Genomic DNA, 16,874 nt, shown 5'->3' on the forward strand with positions numbered 1-16,874 from the left:
GCCCTGACGCGACGCCGAACGTCGGCCCCCAGAATCGGTGGCGGTATCGGCGGGTGGAGCTCCCGCCCGGCGCGCCGCTTCGCATTGTCGCTGCACTTTAAGAAAGAATCGAGATGGCCACGTATTCCAACGAAGCGGTGCTCGACGCATTGAGACGAGTGCAGTACCGCCAGGTACCGTGGGCGCGCCGCCCGGGCGTGTTCGAGTATCTTCGGTCGCTGGGGCTGATGGACACGGTCAGGCAGAAGACGGTTGCCCCCGCGCCGGGTTTCCATGCGCCGGTCGACATCGCGGTGCTGACCGATAGTGGTCGGGCCGAATGCGCGCGCCTCGAGCGCGACGAGAAATTACTCTCCTGGACCGATCGCCGTATGGACGACTACGCGTTAAGCGAAGCGAGCGCCGTGGCGATTCTCGAAAGCCGCCTGTAGCGGCGCACTCCTGACCTCGCGCCGTCGCCGGCGGCATTCAAAAAAAAGCCCGTATCGCGAGGATACGGGCGTACCGGATACTTTTGCTGTTGCCACGCTGTGCTCATGGCAACGGATGTGACTCGTCGTATGTCGAGCAGTTCCCGGATTCGGGAATTTTCTTTGACGAAATCCTGTGGACTACGGATGACGCGGCAGATCTGTCGGCTGCGAGCCGATGCGCGCGCGTGCGTTGCTGGCGATGTCGCCGCGCAAATCGCCGCGCGGCACGGTCTGTCGATTGAGCGACGTGGCGGGCGGTTGCTGGCGAAGGGTGTTTCGGTGATCCTGCTGGCGGTGAGGCGGCTTCGTGCGATCGTCGGCGTGAGCGTGAGCGGGGGCGGTCAGCGCCAGCGAAATGACAATGCCGCATGCGACGAGCAGTGACATTGTTTTCATGGCGGGGCTCCCTTCAAGCCATCGGCGCGGCTTGTTGATATGACGCTAAGGTAAGCGCGGGAGTGCAGGCTTGCTGTAAATAATAGTAAATAGTTGTATCGCGGCACGACAGCGGTAATCGACGACGACGCGGGCGCCGCGCAAAGCGCGTGGCGCCGAAAGAAACCGGGCGGCCTAAGCCGCCCGATCGAGCATGCGTTACGCCATCTTCACGGGGGCGCGCCAGGATTCCGGATTGGTCCAGAAGGCGCCGCGCAACCGGTCGCGGCTCGGCGGTGCAGGCGGCTTCGCCGCGCTTGCCCCGATGCGCCCGCGCAGCGAGATCTGGCGGCCGCTTGTGCCGAGGCGCTTGACGATTTCGGCGAGCGTCCCGTCTGCCTGCCATTCGTCGAAGCGACGGCGGCAGGTCGGCGGCGACGGATAGCGACCCGGCAGCTTCGACCAGCCTTCACCGGTCGACAGTACCCACAGCACGGCGTTTACCACCGAGCGGGCCTCCACGCGGGGGCGGCCGCGCCGTTCACTGCGTGCGGGTTCCGAGCAAAACAGACCTTCGACCAGCGCCCACTCGTTATCTCTCAAATCGTCGAACAGCATCATGTCCTCACCTCAGCGAAGCTAACTCCGGTGCGCTGCCCTGCGCCGCGCACTCTTCAAGCACTCGAGCGTCGAGTGCCGGGTGGGGGCGTCCGGTTGACCGGCAGCGGCGTTTCTGCCTTCCGTCCGACTCGACCTGCGCCCTGTGCGTCAGGTAAAGCACGATACGTGCCATGTCGGAGGCGATTCCCTCGAGAGCCGCTTGGCAGCGGGCTAACGGCTAAGTCAGCTAGGGGCGTATAAGACGCCAAAATAACCCGTCAGCAAATCAGGACAATCACCAATCTTGTGCAATTCGCCCGCGCCACGTGCGTTTCCGTGGATATTGCACCGCAGCGAAACATGTGCGGCCGGTGCGGCATTCGTTAATCGACGCTGATTTCGTGCATTAAAATCGTGCATCGATATCGACGATTGATGAGGTGAGGGGATGAACGTTACGCTGCGCCAGCTTCGCGTATTCATCGAGGTTGCGCGGCTCCGGAGCTTCAGTCGCGCGGGTGACGAGATCGGACTCACGCAGTCTGCGGTCAGTCGTTGCGTGCGCGAACTCGAGGCCGAGCTCGGACTGAAGCTGATCGACCGGACGACCCGCGACGTGCAGTTGACCGACGTCGGGGGGAACCTGATCTCGAGCGTGTCCCGCCTGATCGACGATCTCGACGACACGCTGCGCGAGATTCGCGAGATCGGCGAGCAGCGGCGGGGGCGCGTGATCGTCGCCGCGAGCCCGACGATTGCGTGCCGGCTGATGCCGCGCGTCGTCGCGGCCTGCGAGCGCCAGTTTCCGTTCGTCACGCTCGGCCTGCGCGACGACGTGCAGAGCGACGTGCTGCGAAAGGTGAAGTCGAGCGAGGTCGATTTCGGTGTCGTCATCGGGCCGCTTACCGTTGCCGATCTCGTGTGCGAACCGTTGATGACCGACTCGTTCTGCCTGGTCGCGCGCGCCGATCACCCGCTCGCGGCGCGGGCCGAGGTGCCCTGGACGGCGCTCGATGGCGAGCGCCTCGTCCTGCTCGACCATGCGTCCGGAAGCCGGCCATTGATCGACGCCGCGCTGGCAGCCCATCGCGTGAACGCGACGGTCATGCAGGAGCTCGGGCATTCGGCGACGGTATTCGGGCTCGTCGAGGCCGGTGTCGGCGTGAGTGTGCAGCCGTGGCTGTCGCTGCCGCTGCCGGCGGGATCGTCGCTGGTCGCGCGGCCGCTGACGCCGCGTACCGAGCGCACCGTCGAGCTGGTGCGCCGCCGCGACCGGTCGCTGTCGCCGGCCGCGCAGGCGATCTGGGAACTCGTGCGCCAGATGCCTGCGCGGGCGGAAGACCTCGACTGAGGGTGCCGATGCGGCGCGCACGCCGGTACACTACGCGGATCGTGTTCCTCGGTGGCGGTTCTCGATGACGTATTCCGCAGATGTCGGCCCGGCGACGGGCGAGCCGACGGCGCGCAGCGCGGTCCGCGCGCTGCGTCCGTCGCTGATCAGGGAAGTCGCGAACGCCGGCTTCGGCGTGCCCGACGTGCTGCCATTCTGGTTCGGCGAATCCGATCGCGTGACGCCGGCATTCATTCGCGACGCGGCTGCCGCGGCGCTGCGCGACGGCGCAACCTTCTACACGCACAACCTCGGCACGGTATCGTTGCGCAACGCAATTGCGGCCTATGTGAGCGCGCGTCACGGCGCGACCGGGGCCGATGCGATCGCCGTGACGAGTTCGGGCGTGAGCGCGCTGATGCTGGCCGCGCAGCTGCTGGTCGGTCCGGGCGATCGCGTCGTCGCGGTCACGCCGCTCTGGCCGAACCTCGTTGAAATCCCGAAGATTCTCGGTGCACAGGTCGAGTGCATGCCGCTCCGCCATGGCGATGAGGGCTGGGGGCTCGACATCGACCGGCTACTCGCGGCGCTGACGCCCGGCACGCGAATGCTGTTCGTGAACTCGCCGAACAATCCGACCGGCTGGACGATGTCCCGCGACGACCAGCGGGCCGTGCTCGCGCATTGCCGGCGTCACGGCATCTGGGTGGTCTCCGACGAGGTGTACGAACGGCTCGCGTTCGGCGCGGACGGCGCGCCGTCGTTTCTCGACATCGCGTCGCGCGACGAGCGGGTCATCGTCGTGAATTCGTTCTCGAAGGCCTGGGCGATGACGGGCTGGCGGCTCGGATGGTTAGTCGCGCCGGCGTCGATCATGGGCGATTTGTCGAAGCTGGTCGAATACAACACGTCGTGTGCGCCGGGTTTCATCCAGGCCGCGGGGGAAGTCGCGCTGCGCGACGGCGAATCGTTCGTGCAGTCGTTCGTTGCGGCGCTGCGTGGCGCGCGCGACCACCTGGTCGCCGCGCTGCGCACGTTGCCGGGCGTCGATGTGCCGCCTCCGCCGGGCGCGATGTACCTGTTCCTGCGCCTGCCGGGCGCGGACGACAGTCTCGCGTTCTGCAAGTCGGTGGTGCGCGAGGCCGGGCTTGGGCTGGCGCCGGGGCGCGCGTTCGGCCCGGAGGGGGAAGGGTTCGTGCGCTGGTGCTACGCGTGCGATCCGGTGCGGCTCGACGCAGGCGTCGAGCGCTTGCGGGCGTTCCTCGCGCGCGGCGCGGGCCTGCGTTGAAGCGGGGGCGGAGCTGCTGCGGCGTGCGGGCGACGGGCCGTTCGGCTCATCTTTACGCACCGGGCAATTTTGCGTAAGATGGCGCTCAGTCACGCGGTTCCGTCGTTGAGCCGTGCTGTTCCGTCCGGTTTGGGCCTGGCTTGAAGTTGGTTCGCCGCCCCCGGTTCGTGCTCCCATCAATATGACCGATCAGAATCGGGCGAGCGCGTCTTCCGTTCCTTTCGTCTGTTTGTTGATCCGGTTCGTTTGACCACAGGGTCTGGCCTAGCTGCATGAATACCCAAGAGGCGAAGATCGTCCTCGAGACTGCCTTGATCTGCGCGCAAGAACCGCTGAAACTCGGCGATTTGCGCAAGCTCTTTGCCGACGGCGTGTCGGCTGACACGGTCCGCACGTTGCTCGAAGATCTGAAACAGGATTGGTCCGGCCGCGGTGTCGAACTGGTGGCGCTGGCAACCGGATGGCGCTTTCAGAGCAAGCCGGCGATGCGCCATTATCTGGACCGGCTGCATCCCGAGAAGCCGCCGAAATATTCGCGCGCGGTGCTCGAAACGCTCGCGATCATCGCGTATCGGCAACCCGTCACGCGCGGCGACATCGAAGAGATTCGCGGCGTCACGGTCAATACGCAGGTGGTCAAGCAGCTCGAGGACCGCGGCTGGATCGAGGTGATTGGGCATCGCGACGTGCCGGGGCGTCCGGCGCTGTACGCGACGACCAAGCAGTTCCTCGACGATCTCGGCCTGAAGGCGCTCGACGACCTGCCGGCGCTCGAGGAGCCGGCCGCGAACATCGAGGCCGCGCTGCTCGCGCAGCAGGCGATGGACTTCGATGGCGACGCGCCGGTAGCGGACGCGGTGCCGGAAGCCGGCGAAGCGGCGGCCGACGTCTCGCACATGCAGCCGGATGAATTGCCGGGCGACGCCGCAGCGGAAGGTGCGGCGTCGCAGGAAATGCCGAACCGCGATACGCTGGAAGCTGATCGCGTTCAGATGGAACAGGGCGGCGCCGAAGTAGCGCCGGCCGGCGAGCAGCCCGAGCCGCTGCGCGCGGAAGGGAACGAGGAAGATCGCAAGCCGGCCGCCGACGCGGTTGCCGGAGACGGAGCGGAAGCGGCCGGCGACATGCCGGGCGAGCCTGGCCACGCTGACGCCTCACGCTCCCGTCCCGCGGACGGCGAACTGCTGGACGATACGTCCGACAGCCTCGCTGATGCCGTACGCAGTGCCAGCGCGCCCATCGGCGCCGACGCATTGCCGGACGACGAAGCAGAACCCGAACAGCGCCGCGCCTGATCGCGGCCGACTTCTTGCCGCGCCCGAGCCGGGCGCGAGACCTGACATTTTGAGGTTGTTTTGACTGATATCCACGATATTGAATCGTCCGCGCCTGCCGTGCAGGCCGCGCGTGCCGACGATGCGCCGGAGCAGGATGCTCCGGCCGCGGGTGGTGACGAGCGTCCCCGCCGCGGCCTGCGACGCGGCCCGCGCAGCCTGATCGCGCGCCGCCGTGCGGCGGCCAAGTCGAAGGGCGATGGCGAGTCGCAGGGCGGCGAAGGCGCGGATGCGCAGCCGGCCGCGGAAGCTCAGCCCGCACGCGCGCCGCGCAAGGAAGGCGCGGCCAAGGGCGGCCGCAAGCCGGCCGGCAAGCGCGAAGGTGCGGCCAAGGGTGCCCAGGGCGGCCAAGGCGGCCAGGCGCGGCGCGGCGGTTCGGCGAAGGCCGAGGGCGGCGCAGCGAAGGCCGACGGCGAAGCGGCGTCGCAGGACGACCTGTTCGCCTATGTGACGTCGCCGGCGTTCGATGCGGACAATTCGGCCGGCGGCAGCGGCGTACGTGCGCCGATGCTGCGTCGCGGCCGCAGCCAGCCGACGAACAAGCGCGTGCTGTCGCCGGACGACGACGCGCCGAAGCTCCACAAGGTGCTGGCGGAAGCCGGCATGGGCTCGCGCCGTGAAATGGAAGAACTGATCGTCGCCGGCCGCGTGTCGGTGAACGGTGAGCCCGCGCACATCGGCCAGCGCATCATGCCGACCGACCAGGTCCGCATCAACGGCAAGCCGGTCAAGCGCAAGCTGCCGAACAAGCCGCCGCGCGTGCTGCTGTACCACAAGCCGACGGGCGAGATCGTCAGTCACGCGGACCCGGAGGGTCGTCCGTCGGTGTTCGATCGCCTGCCGCCGATGAAGACGGCGAAATGGCTCGCGGTGGGTCGTCTCGACTTCAACACCGAAGGTCTGCTGATGCTCACGACGTCGGGCGATCTCGCAAACCGTTTCATGCATCCGCGCTACAGCGTCGAGCGCGAGTATGCGGTGCGCGTCGTCGGCGAACTGTCCGAAGGGATGCGGCAGAAGCTGCTGCACGGCGTCGAACTCGATGACGGCCCGGCGAACTTCCTGCGCATCCGCGACGGCGGCGGCGAAGGCACGAACCATTGGTATCACGTCGCGCTGGCCGAAGGCCGCAACCGCGAAGTGCGCCGGATGTTCGAGGCGGCCGGCCTGATGGTGAGCCGCCTGATCCGTACGCGTCACGGTCCGATTCCGCTGCCGCGCGGCCTGAAGCGCGGTCGTTGGGAGGAGCTCGACGAAGCGCAGGTGCGCAAGCTGATGGCGACCGTCGGCCTGAAGGCGCCGTCCGAGGAAAAGGGCAAGCGCGGTGGTGGTGGGCAGGCCGAGCGCCGCCAGCCGGATCCGATGCAGACGTCGATGGGCTTCATCGGCCGCGAGCCGGTGCTGACGACGCATGGTCAGCTCGATCAGCCGCGTCGCGGTGGTGGTCGACGTGGCGCCCCGGGCTTGCCTGGCCTGAGCGGCTACGGCAGCCTGCCGGTTTCGCCGTCGGGCTACGGCAACCGCTCGGGTGGCGGTCGCGATGTCGATGGCAATCGTGCGTCGTATGGCGCCGGCCCCAAGCGTGAAGGCGTGGGCGGCAAGCGCGGCGGCGGCAAGGGCGGCAACCGCAATCCGAACGGCAATCGCGCCGAAGGCGCCGGCAACGGTGGCGGTGGTACGCGCGGCGGCCAGCGTCCGCAGCGTAATCGCTCACGCGGTCGCTGAGCGTTTCCGGCGGTCGGCGGCGTGACGCCGCCGGTGTGCCGACAATATCGACGCGAGTCGGGTTGCGTCGGCACCTCGCGTTGCGTGGTTTGCTTTTGACTGTATATATACGCGCTGCCGGATTGTGCCGCCTGGTCGGACAGTCCGGTTTCGCATTTTTGGTCGGTAATGGCGGGCTGGGCGCTGCTTTTACCGGCTGGCTTGGCGTTTGCGCCAAAAATCGCTATAATCGCGGAGTCGCTGGGCGTACGGATTCAATGTGCGGCTCAGGTGCGACCACCAGTAAGAAGATGGGCGTTCCGCCCATTTTTTTTTGCTGAAACGGTTAGGCATCTCGGGTAGCGCTTCCTGCGCCGGCTAAGGCGCGCGCCCGCGGGTGAATCGCGAGCGGCGGGCGCGAACACCTGAGAGGACACTGTGCAACTGACGGAACTGATAGAAACCACGGTCACCGGGCTCGGCTACGAGCTGGTGGATCTCGAGCGCACCGGGCGCGGCATGCTTTGCATCTATATCGATCAGCCTGCCGGCATCTCGCTCGAAGATTGCGAAAAGGTCACGCGTCAGCTCCAGCACGTCTTGACGGTCGAAAACATCGATTACGAACGGCTCGAAGTCTCGTCCCCGGGGCTCGACCGCCCGTTGAAGAAGCTGGCCGACTTCGAGCGCTTCGCCGGCAGCGAAGTTTCCGTGACCTTGAAAAAGCCGCTGGACGGGCGCAAGACGTACCGGGGCATTCTGCACGCGCCGAATGGCGAAACGATCGGTTTGGAATTTGAGAGGAAGAAGGGCGAGGCAGCCATGCTGGAGTTCACGCTGGCCGATATCGACAAAGCCCGCCTGATTCCGCAAGTTGACTTTAGGAGCCGCAAATAATGAGTCGCGAAGTGTTGATGCTGGTGGATGCGCTGGCGCGCGAGAAAAACGTCGACAAGGATGTGGTGCTGGGCGCCCTCGAGGCTGCGCTCGCGTCCGCTTCCAAGAAGCTGTTCGACGAAGGCGCCGAAATCCGCGTCCATATCGATCGCGAAAGCGGCGAGCACGAAACCTTCCGTCGCTGGCTCGTCGTGCCCGACGAGGCAGGCTTGCAGGAGCCGGATCGCGAGATCCTGCTGTTCGAAGCGCGTGAGCAGAACCCCGACGTCGAAGTCGGCGAATTCATCGAGGAGCCGGTGCCGTCGATCGAGTTCGGCCGTATCGGCGCGCAAGCCGCCAAGCAGGTGATTCTGCAGAAGGTGCGCGATGCCGAGCGCGAGCAGATCCTGAACGATTACCTCGAGCGCGGCGAAAAGATCATGACGGGCACGGTGAAGCGCCTCGACAAGGGCAACTTCATCGTCGAATCGGGCCGTGTCGAAGCGCTGCTGCGCCGCGACCAGCTGATCCCGAAGGAAAATCTGCGCGTGGGTGACCGCGTGCGTGCATACATCGCGAAGGTCGACCGCACCGCGCGCGGCCCGCAGATCGAACTCTCGCGCACCGCGCCCGAGTTCCTGATGAAGTTGTTCGAGATGGAAGTGCCGGAAATCGAGCAGGGCCTGCTCGAGATCAAGGCAGCCGCTCGCGATCCGGGCGTGCGCGCGAAGATCGGCGTGATCGCCTACGACAAGCGGATCGATCCGATCGGCACCTGCGTCGGCATCCGCGGTTCGCGCGTGCAGGCCGTGCGCAACGAGCTCGGTGGCGAAAACATCGACATCGTGCTATGGTCCGAGGATCCCGCCCAGTTCGTGATCGGCGCGCTCGCGCCGGCAGCCGTCCAGTCGATCGTCGTCGATGAAGAAAAGCACTCGATGGACGTCGTCGTCGACGAAAACGAGCTGGCTGTCGCGATCGGCCGCAGCGGTCAGAACGTTCGCCTTGCCGGCGAGCTGACCGGCTGGCAGATCAACATCATGACGCCGGACGAATCCGCCCTGAAGCAGGGTGAAGAGCGCGATCGACTGCGTTCGCTGTTCATGGCGCGTCTCGACGTCGACGAAGAAGTTGCCGACATCCTGATCGACGAAGGCTTCACGAGCCTCGAAGAGATCGCTTACGTGCCGCTCAACGAAATGCTCGAAATCGAGGCGTTCGACGAGGACACCGTGCACGAGCTGCGCAACCGCGCACGCGATGCACTGTTGACGATGGCGATCGCGAACGAAGAAAAGGTCGAAAACGCAGCGCTGGATTTGAAGGGCCTCGACGGCGTCACGCCGGAGTTGCTCGCGAAGCTGGCCGAACACGGCATGCAGACGCGCGACGATCTCGCCGAGCTGGCTGTGGATGAACTGGTCGACATGACCGGGATGGAAGAGGATGCCGCTAAGGCGTTGATCATGAAAGCACGTGAACACTGGTTCCAGTGAGAAATGACCATGGCGCACTGATTTGATGGCGGCCGTATGGCCTGACCCGATGCTAACCGCAAGGAATCGGTCCTTGCACTAAGAGGAATGAATGGCGAGTAACAACGTAGCCCAATTTGCCGCGGAACTGAAAATGCCTGCTGGTGTGCTGCTCGAACAGCTGCAGGCAGCGGGCGTCCAGAAAGCGAGTGAAGACGATGCGCTGTCCGAGGCGGACAAGGCGCGTCTGCTCGATCATTTGCGCAAGTCGCACGGCGCAACCGACGGCGACAAGCGCAAGATCACGCTGACCCGCAAGCATACGTCGGAGATCAAGCAGTCTGACGCGACGGGCAAGGCTCGCACCATTCAGGTCGAGGTTCGCAAGAAGCGTACGTTCGTCAAGCGCGACGACGTGGCCGAGGGTGCGGAACAGGGTCAGGTGCAGGTTGCCGAAGCGGATGACGATGCGGATCTGAAGCGTCGCGAGGAAGAAGCGCGCCGCGAGGCCGAGCTGCTCGAAAAGCAGGCGCAGGAACTGCGCGAGCGTCAGGAACGCCTCGAGCGCGAGGAAGCCGAGCGCCGTGCCCGCGAGGAAGCGGCCGAAGCCGAGCGCCGTCGTGCCGAGGAAGAAGCAGCGGTGAAGCGCGCCGCTGCCGAAGCCGCAGCGGCACAGCAGGCTGCTGCCCAGCAGGCCGCCGAAGCCCAGCAGGAAGCAGCCGGTGCGCAGTCCGCGCAGGACGAAGCGCGCGCGGCCGCCGAACGTGCGGCCCAGCGTGAAGCGGCGAAGAAGGCCGAGGACGCTGCCCGCGAGGCGGCCGACAAGGCGCGGGCCGAGCAGGAAGAGATCAGCAAGCGTCGTGCGGCGGCAGAAGCCGAGGCTCGCGCGATCCGCGAAATGATGAACACGCCGCGCAAGGCCGTGGTCAAGGCAGTCGAGCCGCCGAAGCCGGTGGAACCGCCGAAGCCGGCCGAAGCGAAGGGCACGCTGCACAAGCCGGCCAAGCCAGCAGGCGCAGGCGCGCAGGCACGTCCGGCCGTGAAGAAGCCGGCCGGCGCAGCGCCGGCGACGACGCAGGCGCCGGCAGGCGCGGGCGACCGCAACAAGAAGCCGGGTGGCGGCAAGGGCGGCTGGCAGGACGACGCAGCCAAGCGCCGCGGCATCAAGACGCGCGGCGATTCGAGCGGCGGTGTCGACCGCGGTTGGCGCGGCGGCCCGAAGGGGCGCGGCCGTCACCAGGACAGCGCATCGACGTTCCAGGCGCCGACCGAGCCGATCGTGCGTGAAGTGCACGTGCCGGAAACCATCTCGGTTGCCGATCTCGCGCACAAGATGTCGATCAAGGCCTCCGAAGTCATCAAGGTGATGATGAAGATGGGCCAGATGGTCACGATCAACCAGGTGCTGGACCAGGAAACGGCGATGATCGTCGTCGAGGAACTGGGCCACCGTGCGGTCGCCGCAAAGCTGGACGATCCGGAAGCACTGCTGGTCGAAGGCGAGACCGGTACCGATGCGGAGCAACTGCCGCGTCCGCCGGTCGTCACCGTGATGGGTCACGTCGACCACGGCAAGACCTCGCTGCTCGACCACATCCGCCGCGCGAAGGTTGCAGCGGGCGAAGCGGGCGGCATTACGCAGCACATCGGCGCATACCACGTCGAAACGCCGCGCGGTGTCATCACGTTCCTCGATACGCCGGGTCACGAGGCGTTCACGGCAATGCGTGCACGCGGCGCGAAGGCGACCGACATCGTCGTGCTGGTGGTGGCTGCGGACGACGGCGTGATGCCGCAGACGAAGGAAGCCATCGCTCACGCGAAGGCGGGTGGCGTGCCGATCGTCGTGGCGATCAACAAGATCGACAAGCCGGAAGCGAACCCGGACCGCGTCAAGCAGGAACTGGTCGCGGAAGGCGTCGTGCCGGAAGAATACGGTGGCGATTCGCCGTTCGTGCCGGTGTCGGCGAAGACGGGTGCCGGTATCGACGACCTGCTCGAGAACGTGCTGCTTCAGGCCGAAGTGCTGGAACTGAAGGCACCGGTCGAGGCGCCGGCCAAGGGCATCGTGATCGAAGCGAAGCTGGACAAGGGCAAGGGCCCGGTCGCGACGATCCTGGTGCAGTCCGGTACGCTGAACCGCGGCGACATCGTGCTGGCAGGTACGGCTTATGGCCGCGTGCGTGCGATGCTCGACGAGAACGGCAAGCCGACGAAGGAAGCCGGCCCGTCGATCCCGGTCGAAATCCAGGGTCTGTCGGAAGTGCCGGGTGCGGGCGAGGAAGTGATCGTGCTGCCGGACGAGCGCAAGGCGCGCGAAATCGCGCTGTTCCGTCAGGGCAAGTTCCGCGACGTCAAGCTGGCGAAGCAGCAGGCCGCGAAGCTGGAAAGCATGCTCGAGCAGATGGGCGAAGGCGAAGTGCAGAACCTGCCGCTCATCATCAAGGCGGACGTGCAGGGCTCGCAGGAAGCACTCGTGCAGTCGCTGCTCAAGCTGTCGACCGACGAAGTGCGCGTGCAGATCGTGCACAGCGCGGTGGGCGGCATCAGCGAAAACGACGTCAACCTCGCGACGGCATCGAAGGCGGTCATCATCGGCTTCAACACGCGTGCGGATGCACAGGCGCGCAAGCTGGCCGAAGCGAACGGTATCGATATTCGCTACTACAACATCATCTACGACGCAGTGGATGAAGTGAAGGCCGCGATGTCGGGCATGCTGGCGCCGGAGAAGCGCGAAGTCGTGACGGGCATGGTCGAGGTGCGTCAGGTGTTCAAGGTGCCGAAGGTCGGTACGGTTGCCGGCTGTATGGTCACCGACGGTATCGTCAAGCGCTCGTCGTCGGTTCGCGTGCTGCGCAACAACGTCGTGATCTTCACGGGCGAACTCGAATCGCTGAAGCGCTTCAAGGACGACGTGAAGGAAGTCAAGCAAGGCTTCGAATGCGGTATGTCGGTGAAGAACTTCAACGACATCATCGAAGGCGACCAGTTCGAAGTCTTCGAAGTGACCGAAGTCGCACGTACGCTGTAATCGTCGCGTATCGGCTCGTGGGCGGGGCAGGCTTGGGCCTGTCCCGCCCATTTTCATGGTGGCGCGCCAGCGGCGCACCGCTTTATCCTGATAAACGGATCACGGATCGATCATGTCCAGGAAACGTACTTCCCCCAATCGCAACGTTCAGATTGCAGACCAGATTCAACGCGATCTGTCCGAGCTCATCATGCGCGAGGTCAAGGACCCGCGCATCGGCATCGTGACCATCCAGAGCGTGGAGCTCACGCCGGACTATGCGCACGCGAAAGTTTATTTCACGGCGCTCACCGGCGATCCGGACAAGACGCAGGAAGCGCTGAATCACGCGTCGGGTCACCTGCACAACCTGCTCTTCAAGCGCCTGCACATTCATACGGTGCCGACGCTGCATTTCCATTACGACCAGACGATCGAAAAAGCGGTGGAAATGTCGCGTCTGATCAAGGAAGCCAACTCGACGCGCGCGAAGGACGACGACGAAGCCGACGCGCCCGCGAAGGACGAGTGAGCGCGCGCGCCCCATGAAGACTGCAGCTCCTCAGCGTCCACGCGTGCCGCGGCGCGCGCTGGACGGCGTGCTCCTGCTGGACAAGCCGGTCGGCCTGTCGAGTAACGACGCCCTGATTCGCGCGAAGCGCCTGCTTCTCGCGAAGAAAGCCGGCCATACCGGCACGCTCGATCCGCTGGCCTCGGGGCTGTTGCCGCTGTGCTTCGGCGAGGCGACGAAGTTCTCGCAGGACTTGCTCGAAGCGGACAAGACCTACGAAGCGACGATGCGTCTCGGCGTGCGCACGACCACCGGCGATGCCGAAGGCGACGTGCTCGACACGCGCGTCGTCGAATGCGACCGGACGGCGGTGGAGGCGGCACTCGCGCACTTTACCGGCGAGATCGTGCAGGTGCCGCCGATGTATTCGGCGCTCAAGCGCGACGGCAAGCCGCTGTATGAATATGCGCGCGCGGGCCAGACAGTCGAACGGGAAGGCCGCAACGTGACGATCCATGCGCTCGATCTGCTGGCCTGCGACCTGCCGGACGTGACCTTTCGAGTGACTTGCAGCAAGGGGACGTATGTACGCACGCTGGCGGAGGATATCGGCGAAGCGCTCGGCTGCGGCGCGCATCTGACGATGCTGCGTCGCACGGGCGTCGGCGCGCTGACGCTCGAACATGCGGTGACGCTCGACGCGCTGTCCGACGCCGCCGAAGCGGCGCGCGACGCGTGGCTTCAGCCGGTCGACGCGCTGCTGTCGACGTTTCCGCTGGTGCGTCTCGACGAAGCCTGCGCGAAGCGGTTCCTGCACGGCCAGCGTCTGCCGCTGTCGGCGCTCGATTCGATCGACGCGGCGGAGGGCGAGCGTGTGCGCGTGTACGACGCGGCACGGCTGCTCGGCGTGGCTCGCAAGGCCAACGGCGTGCTCGCACCTGAGCGCCTCGTCGTGACGGCAGCGTGATGCGCGGCGCGCAAGCGCCGTCGGCATGAAAGAAAGCCCGGTCGAAATCGACCGGGCTTTTTGTTTGGCGTGTGCGTTCGAGCGCGGTGCTCAGTGTGCAGCCGACGCCGCCGCACCCGCATCGCCGCCGCCCGCGCGTTCGGGCTTCGTGATCCAGATCAGTCCGATCAGCAGCACGAAGATCGCCGCGGAGATGTAGAACAGGTCGTTCACGCCGAGTTGCGCGGCCTGCTGCGTGGCCATGTTGTTGATGAGACCGTGCGCCTGGTCCTGCGTCAGCCCGAGGTTGCCCATCTGCGTGACGGCCTGGTTGAACGTCGGATTGTACGGGTTGGTCTGCTCGACCAGTTGCGCGTGGTGGAAATTGTTCCGGTGGTCCCACGCGGTCTGGAAGATCGACGTGCCGATGCCGCCGCACATGATTCGCACGAAGTTCGACAAGCCCGATGCCGCGGGGATGCGGTGGCCGGGCAGGCCGGACAGCGTGATCGACACGAGCGGGATGAAGAAGCCGGCCATCGCGATGCCTTGCACGAGCGTCGGCAGCGTCAGCGACCACTCGTCGACGCCGGTCGTGTAGCGCGAGCGCATCCAGAAGCACAGCGCGAACGTCAGGAATGCGGCGGTCGCGATGTAGCGTGGGTCCGTGCGCGGCAGGAACTTGCCAGTCAGCGGCGACAGCAGGATCGCGAACAGCCCGACGGGCGCCATCACGAGGCCTGCATCGGTTGCCGTGTAGCCGATCTGGGTCTGCAGCCACAGCGGCAGCAGCACGAGGTTGCCGAAGTAGAGCCCGTAGCCGACCGCGAGGGCAATCGTGCCGCCCGTGAAGTTGCGCATCCGGAACAGCGACAAGTCGACGACCGGATGTTCGGCGGTCAGCTCCCAGATCACGAAGAACGCGAACGAAATGACCGCGATCAGCGCGAGCGCGATGATCGTCGTCGACGCGAACCAGTCGAGATCCTTGCCCTTGTCGAGCATGATTTGCAGCGAGCCGACCCACAAGACGAGCAGCGCGAGGCCGACGCCGTCGATCGGCGCGCGACGCACCGTGGATTCGCGCGTGCGATAGATCGACCAGGTGGCCAGCGCGGCGGCGATGCCGACCGGGATGTTCACGTAGAAGATCCACGGCCAAGAATAGTTATCCGAAATCCAGCCGCCGAGGATCGGGCCCGCGACCGGTGCGATCAGCGTCGTCATCGACCATAGCGCGAGCGCCATCGGCGCTTTCGCGCGAGGGTAGCTCGACAGCAGCAGCGATTGCGACAGCGGAATCATCGGCCCGGCGACCGCGCCCTGGAGCACGCGCGACGCGAGCAGGAACGGCAAGCTCGGCGCCAGCCCGCACATCCACGACGAGATGACGAACAGGATGATCGACGCGAGGAACAGACGAACCTGCCCGAAGCGGTCGGTCAGCCAGCCGGTCAGCGGCACGGAGATCGCGTTCGCGACGGCGAACGACGTGATGACCCACGTACCCTGGTCGGACGATACGCCGAGGTCGCCCGAGATGGTCGGGATCGCGACGTTCGCGATGGACGTGTCGAGCACGTTCATGAACACCGCGAGCGATACCGCGATCGTTCCGAGCACGAGTTGCCCGCCCTGCAGGGGCGGGTGGGAGACAGGAGCCTGTGCCATGTCGGTAGTTTTCCGGAATCGGAGCCGTTACATCATCTTTGCGGTGCCGTTCGACTTCGCCGCGGCCGGTGCCGGCGCGTTGCCGCCGGCATTCTCGGCGATGATGCGCGCGATCTCGGCGTCGGCTTCGTCGCCGTACTTCGCGAACACGCTGGTCTCGTAGACTGTGTTCTTTGCGTTGACCAGCTGGTCGCCGCGCTCGTCCTTGATGTCGACGTCGACCTGCATCGACAGGCCGATGCGCAGCGGGTGCTTTTCCAGGTCCTTCGGATCGATCTCGATACGCACCGGCAGGCGCTGCACGACCTTGATCCAGTTGCCCGTCGCATTCTGCGCCGGCAGCAGCGAGAACGCCGAACCCGTGCCGGCCGAGAAGCCGACGACCTTGCCGTGGTAGACGGCCGACGAGCCGTAGATGTCGGCGGTCAATTCGACCGGCTGGCCGATGCGCATGTGCTTGAGCTGGACTTCCTTGAAGTTGGCGTCGACCCACACCGCGTTCAGCGGCACGACCGACATCAGCGGGTTGCCCGGCGACACGCGCTGGCCGACCTGCACCGAGCGCTTCGCGACATAGCCGGTGACCGGCGCGGGCAGCACGTTGCGCGCGTTCGCGAGGTATGCGTCGCGAACTTTCGCTGCCGCGGCCATCACGTTCGGGTGCGACGCGATCGTCGTGTTCGCGGTCAGTGCGCGGTTCGATGCGAGCTGCTGTTGCGCCGCGTCGACCGACGCCTGCGCGGCGCGCACCGCGTCGCGTGCGTGGGAAATTTCCTCCTGCGATACGGCGCCCGTTTGCGCGACGGCCATCCGGCGGCGCAGGTCGTCCTGCGCCTTCGACAGGTCGGACTGACGCAGCGCGACCTGCGCGCGGTACTGGTCGTCGTTGACGAACAGGCCGCGCACCTGGCGTACCGTCTGCGCAAGGTTGGCCTCGGCCTGCTGCAGCGCGACTTGCGAGTCGGCCGGATCGAGCACGACCAGCGGATCGCCGGCCTTGACCGTCTGCGTGTCGTCGGCCTTCACGGCGATCACGGTACCCGTGACCTGCGGCGTGATCTGCACGACGTTGCCGTTCACGTACGCGTCGTCGGTCTCTTCATGGAAGCGCGCGACCAGGAAGTAGTACAGACCGTACGCGATGGCAGCGATCACGATGACCGCGATCAGCAGCGTCATCATCCGTTTGCGCTTCCCGTTGTTCTGCGCCTGTGCGCTGGCGGCGTTTTGTTGAGGGTCGCTCATGGCGATTTTCTCCGTCCGTTATTTCGAGTGTCT

Annotated in this window: 13 protein-coding genes and 1 pseudogene; 10 read left to right on the plus strand and 4 right to left on the minus strand. The window is 65.9% G+C overall.

Annotation, left to right across the window (positions count from 1 at the left end; genetic code table 11):
- The first annotated feature begins 113 nt into the window (after positions 1–113).
- A complete protein-coding gene (locus HWX25_RS08865) occupies positions 114–431 on the plus strand; it encodes a hypothetical protein (RefSeq protein WP_059510817.1) in 318 nt (105 codons plus the stop codon).
- A 180-nt stretch (positions 432–611) separates the two neighbouring features.
- Here the strand turns inward: HWX25_RS08865 and HWX25_RS33390 are convergent, their stop codons facing one another.
- Positions 612–869 (minus strand): hypothetical protein, encoded by a 258-nt coding sequence (locus HWX25_RS33390; protein ID WP_244138747.1) that lies wholly within the window; start codon positions 867–869, stop codon positions 612–614.
- A 210-nt stretch (positions 870–1,079) separates the two neighbouring features.
- Positions 1,080–1,466: pseudogene (locus HWX25_RS08875) on the minus strand (transposase); the annotation flags it as partial.
- 430 nt (positions 1,467–1,896) lie between these two features.
- On the opposite strand from HWX25_RS08875, the gene HWX25_RS08880 reads away from it, so the two are divergent.
- From HWX25_RS08880 to truB, 9 genes are all read left to right on the plus strand, one after another.
- Positions 1,897–2,799 carry a LysR family transcriptional regulator gene (locus tag HWX25_RS08880; protein WP_175908253.1) on the plus strand — a complete coding sequence of 301 codons (903 nt, stop codon included), beginning with the start codon at positions 1,897–1,899 and terminating at the stop codon, positions 2,797–2,799.
- Positions 2,800–2,863: 64 nt separating this feature from the next.
- Positions 2,864–4,066, plus strand: coding sequence for a pyridoxal phosphate-dependent aminotransferase (locus HWX25_RS08885; RefSeq protein WP_175908254.1), 1,203 nt, complete (start codon positions 2,864–2,866; stop codon positions 4,064–4,066).
- 272 nt (positions 4,067–4,338) lie between these two features.
- The gene (gene scpB, locus HWX25_RS08890; RefSeq protein WP_059701467.1) at positions 4,339–5,361 is read left to right on the plus strand and encodes an SMC-Scp complex subunit ScpB; all 1,023 of its coding nucleotides are present in this window, start codon (positions 4,339–4,341) and stop codon (positions 5,359–5,361) included.
- A 60-nt stretch (positions 5,362–5,421) separates the two neighbouring features.
- Positions 5,422–7,125 carry a 23S rRNA pseudouridine(2605) synthase RluB gene (gene rluB / locus HWX25_RS08895; RefSeq protein ID WP_175908256.1) on the plus strand — a complete coding sequence of 568 codons (1,704 nt, stop codon included), beginning with the start codon at positions 5,422–5,424 and terminating at the stop codon, positions 7,123–7,125.
- Between the two features lie 417 nt (positions 7,126–7,542).
- Positions 7,543–8,001: a ribosome maturation factor RimP gene (rimP, locus tag HWX25_RS08900; protein WP_175908258.1), complete on the plus strand. Its 459-nt coding sequence runs from the start codon at positions 7,543–7,545 to the stop codon at positions 7,999–8,001.
- A complete protein-coding gene (nusA, locus tag HWX25_RS08905) occupies positions 8,001–9,476 on the plus strand; it encodes a transcription termination factor NusA (protein WP_059533060.1) in 1,476 nt (491 codons plus the stop codon). The genes rimP and nusA overlap by 1 nt, the downstream gene beginning before the upstream one ends.
- Before the next feature lie 91 nt (positions 9,477–9,567).
- Entirely contained in the window at positions 9,568–12,489 is a 2,922-nt protein-coding gene (infB, locus tag HWX25_RS08910; protein ID WP_175908260.1) for a translation initiation factor IF-2, read from the plus strand.
- Positions 12,490–12,601: 112 nt separating this feature from the next.
- Positions 12,602–13,000: a 30S ribosome-binding factor RbfA gene (rbfA, locus tag HWX25_RS08915; protein ID WP_059533054.1), complete on the plus strand. Its 399-nt coding sequence runs from the start codon at positions 12,602–12,604 to the stop codon at positions 12,998–13,000.
- A 13-nt stretch (positions 13,001–13,013) separates the two neighbouring features.
- Entirely contained in the window at positions 13,014–13,946 is a 933-nt protein-coding gene (gene truB / locus HWX25_RS08920) for a tRNA pseudouridine(55) synthase TruB (protein WP_175908262.1), read from the plus strand.
- Positions 13,947–14,036: 90 nt separating this feature from the next.
- Here the strand turns inward: truB and HWX25_RS08925 are convergent, their stop codons facing one another.
- Together HWX25_RS08925 and HWX25_RS08930 are read right to left on the minus strand one after the other, a co-directional pair.
- On the minus strand, positions 14,037–15,596 hold the full coding sequence (locus tag HWX25_RS08925) for a DHA2 family efflux MFS transporter permease subunit (RefSeq protein WP_057924316.1): 1,560 nt from the start codon (positions 15,594–15,596) through the stop codon (positions 14,037–14,039).
- Positions 15,597–15,623: 27 nt separating this feature from the next.
- Positions 15,624–16,841 (minus strand): HlyD family secretion protein, encoded by a 1,218-nt coding sequence (locus HWX25_RS08930; RefSeq protein WP_059701462.1) that lies wholly within the window; start codon positions 16,839–16,841, stop codon positions 15,624–15,626.
- Positions 16,842–16,874 lie beyond the last annotated feature (33 nt).

This window comes from Burkholderia sp. BCC1640, from assembly GCF_902833125.1.
Lineage (GTDB): Bacteria > Pseudomonadota > Gammaproteobacteria > Burkholderiales > Burkholderiaceae > Burkholderia > Burkholderia diffusa.

Excerpts from the sequence above, each read along its gene's own strand:
- HWX25_RS08925 (WP_057924316.1), bottom strand. The coding sequence starts at position 15,596 with ATGGCACAGGCTCCTGTCTCCCACCCGCCCCTGCAGGGCGGGCAACTC.
- truB (WP_175908262.1), top strand. The coding sequence starts at position 13,014 with ATGAAGACTGCAGCTCCTCAGCGTCCACGCGTGCCGCGGCGCGCGCTG.
- HWX25_RS08880 (WP_175908253.1), top strand. The coding sequence starts at position 1,897 with ATGAACGTTACGCTGCGCCAGCTTCGCGTATTCATCGAGGTTGCGCGG.
- HWX25_RS33390 (WP_244138747.1), bottom strand. The coding sequence starts at position 869 with ATGAAAACAATGTCACTGCTCGTCGCATGCGGCATTGTCATTTCGCTG.
- HWX25_RS08930 (WP_059701462.1), bottom strand. The coding sequence starts at position 16,841 with ATGAGCGACCCTCAACAAAACGCCGCCAGCGCACAGGCGCAGAACAAC.
- HWX25_RS08885 (WP_175908254.1), top strand. The coding sequence starts at position 2,864 with ATGACGTATTCCGCAGATGTCGGCCCGGCGACGGGCGAGCCGACGGCG.
- scpB (WP_059701467.1), top strand. The coding sequence starts at position 4,339 with ATGAATACCCAAGAGGCGAAGATCGTCCTCGAGACTGCCTTGATCTGC.
- infB (WP_175908260.1), top strand. The coding sequence starts at position 9,568 with ATGGCGAGTAACAACGTAGCCCAATTTGCCGCGGAACTGAAAATGCCT.
- HWX25_RS08865 (WP_059510817.1), top strand. The coding sequence starts at position 114 with ATGGCCACGTATTCCAACGAAGCGGTGCTCGACGCATTGAGACGAGTG.
- nusA (WP_059533060.1), top strand. The coding sequence starts at position 8,001 with ATGAGTCGCGAAGTGTTGATGCTGGTGGATGCGCTGGCGCGCGAGAAA.
- rbfA (WP_059533054.1), top strand. The coding sequence starts at position 12,602 with ATGTCCAGGAAACGTACTTCCCCCAATCGCAACGTTCAGATTGCAGAC.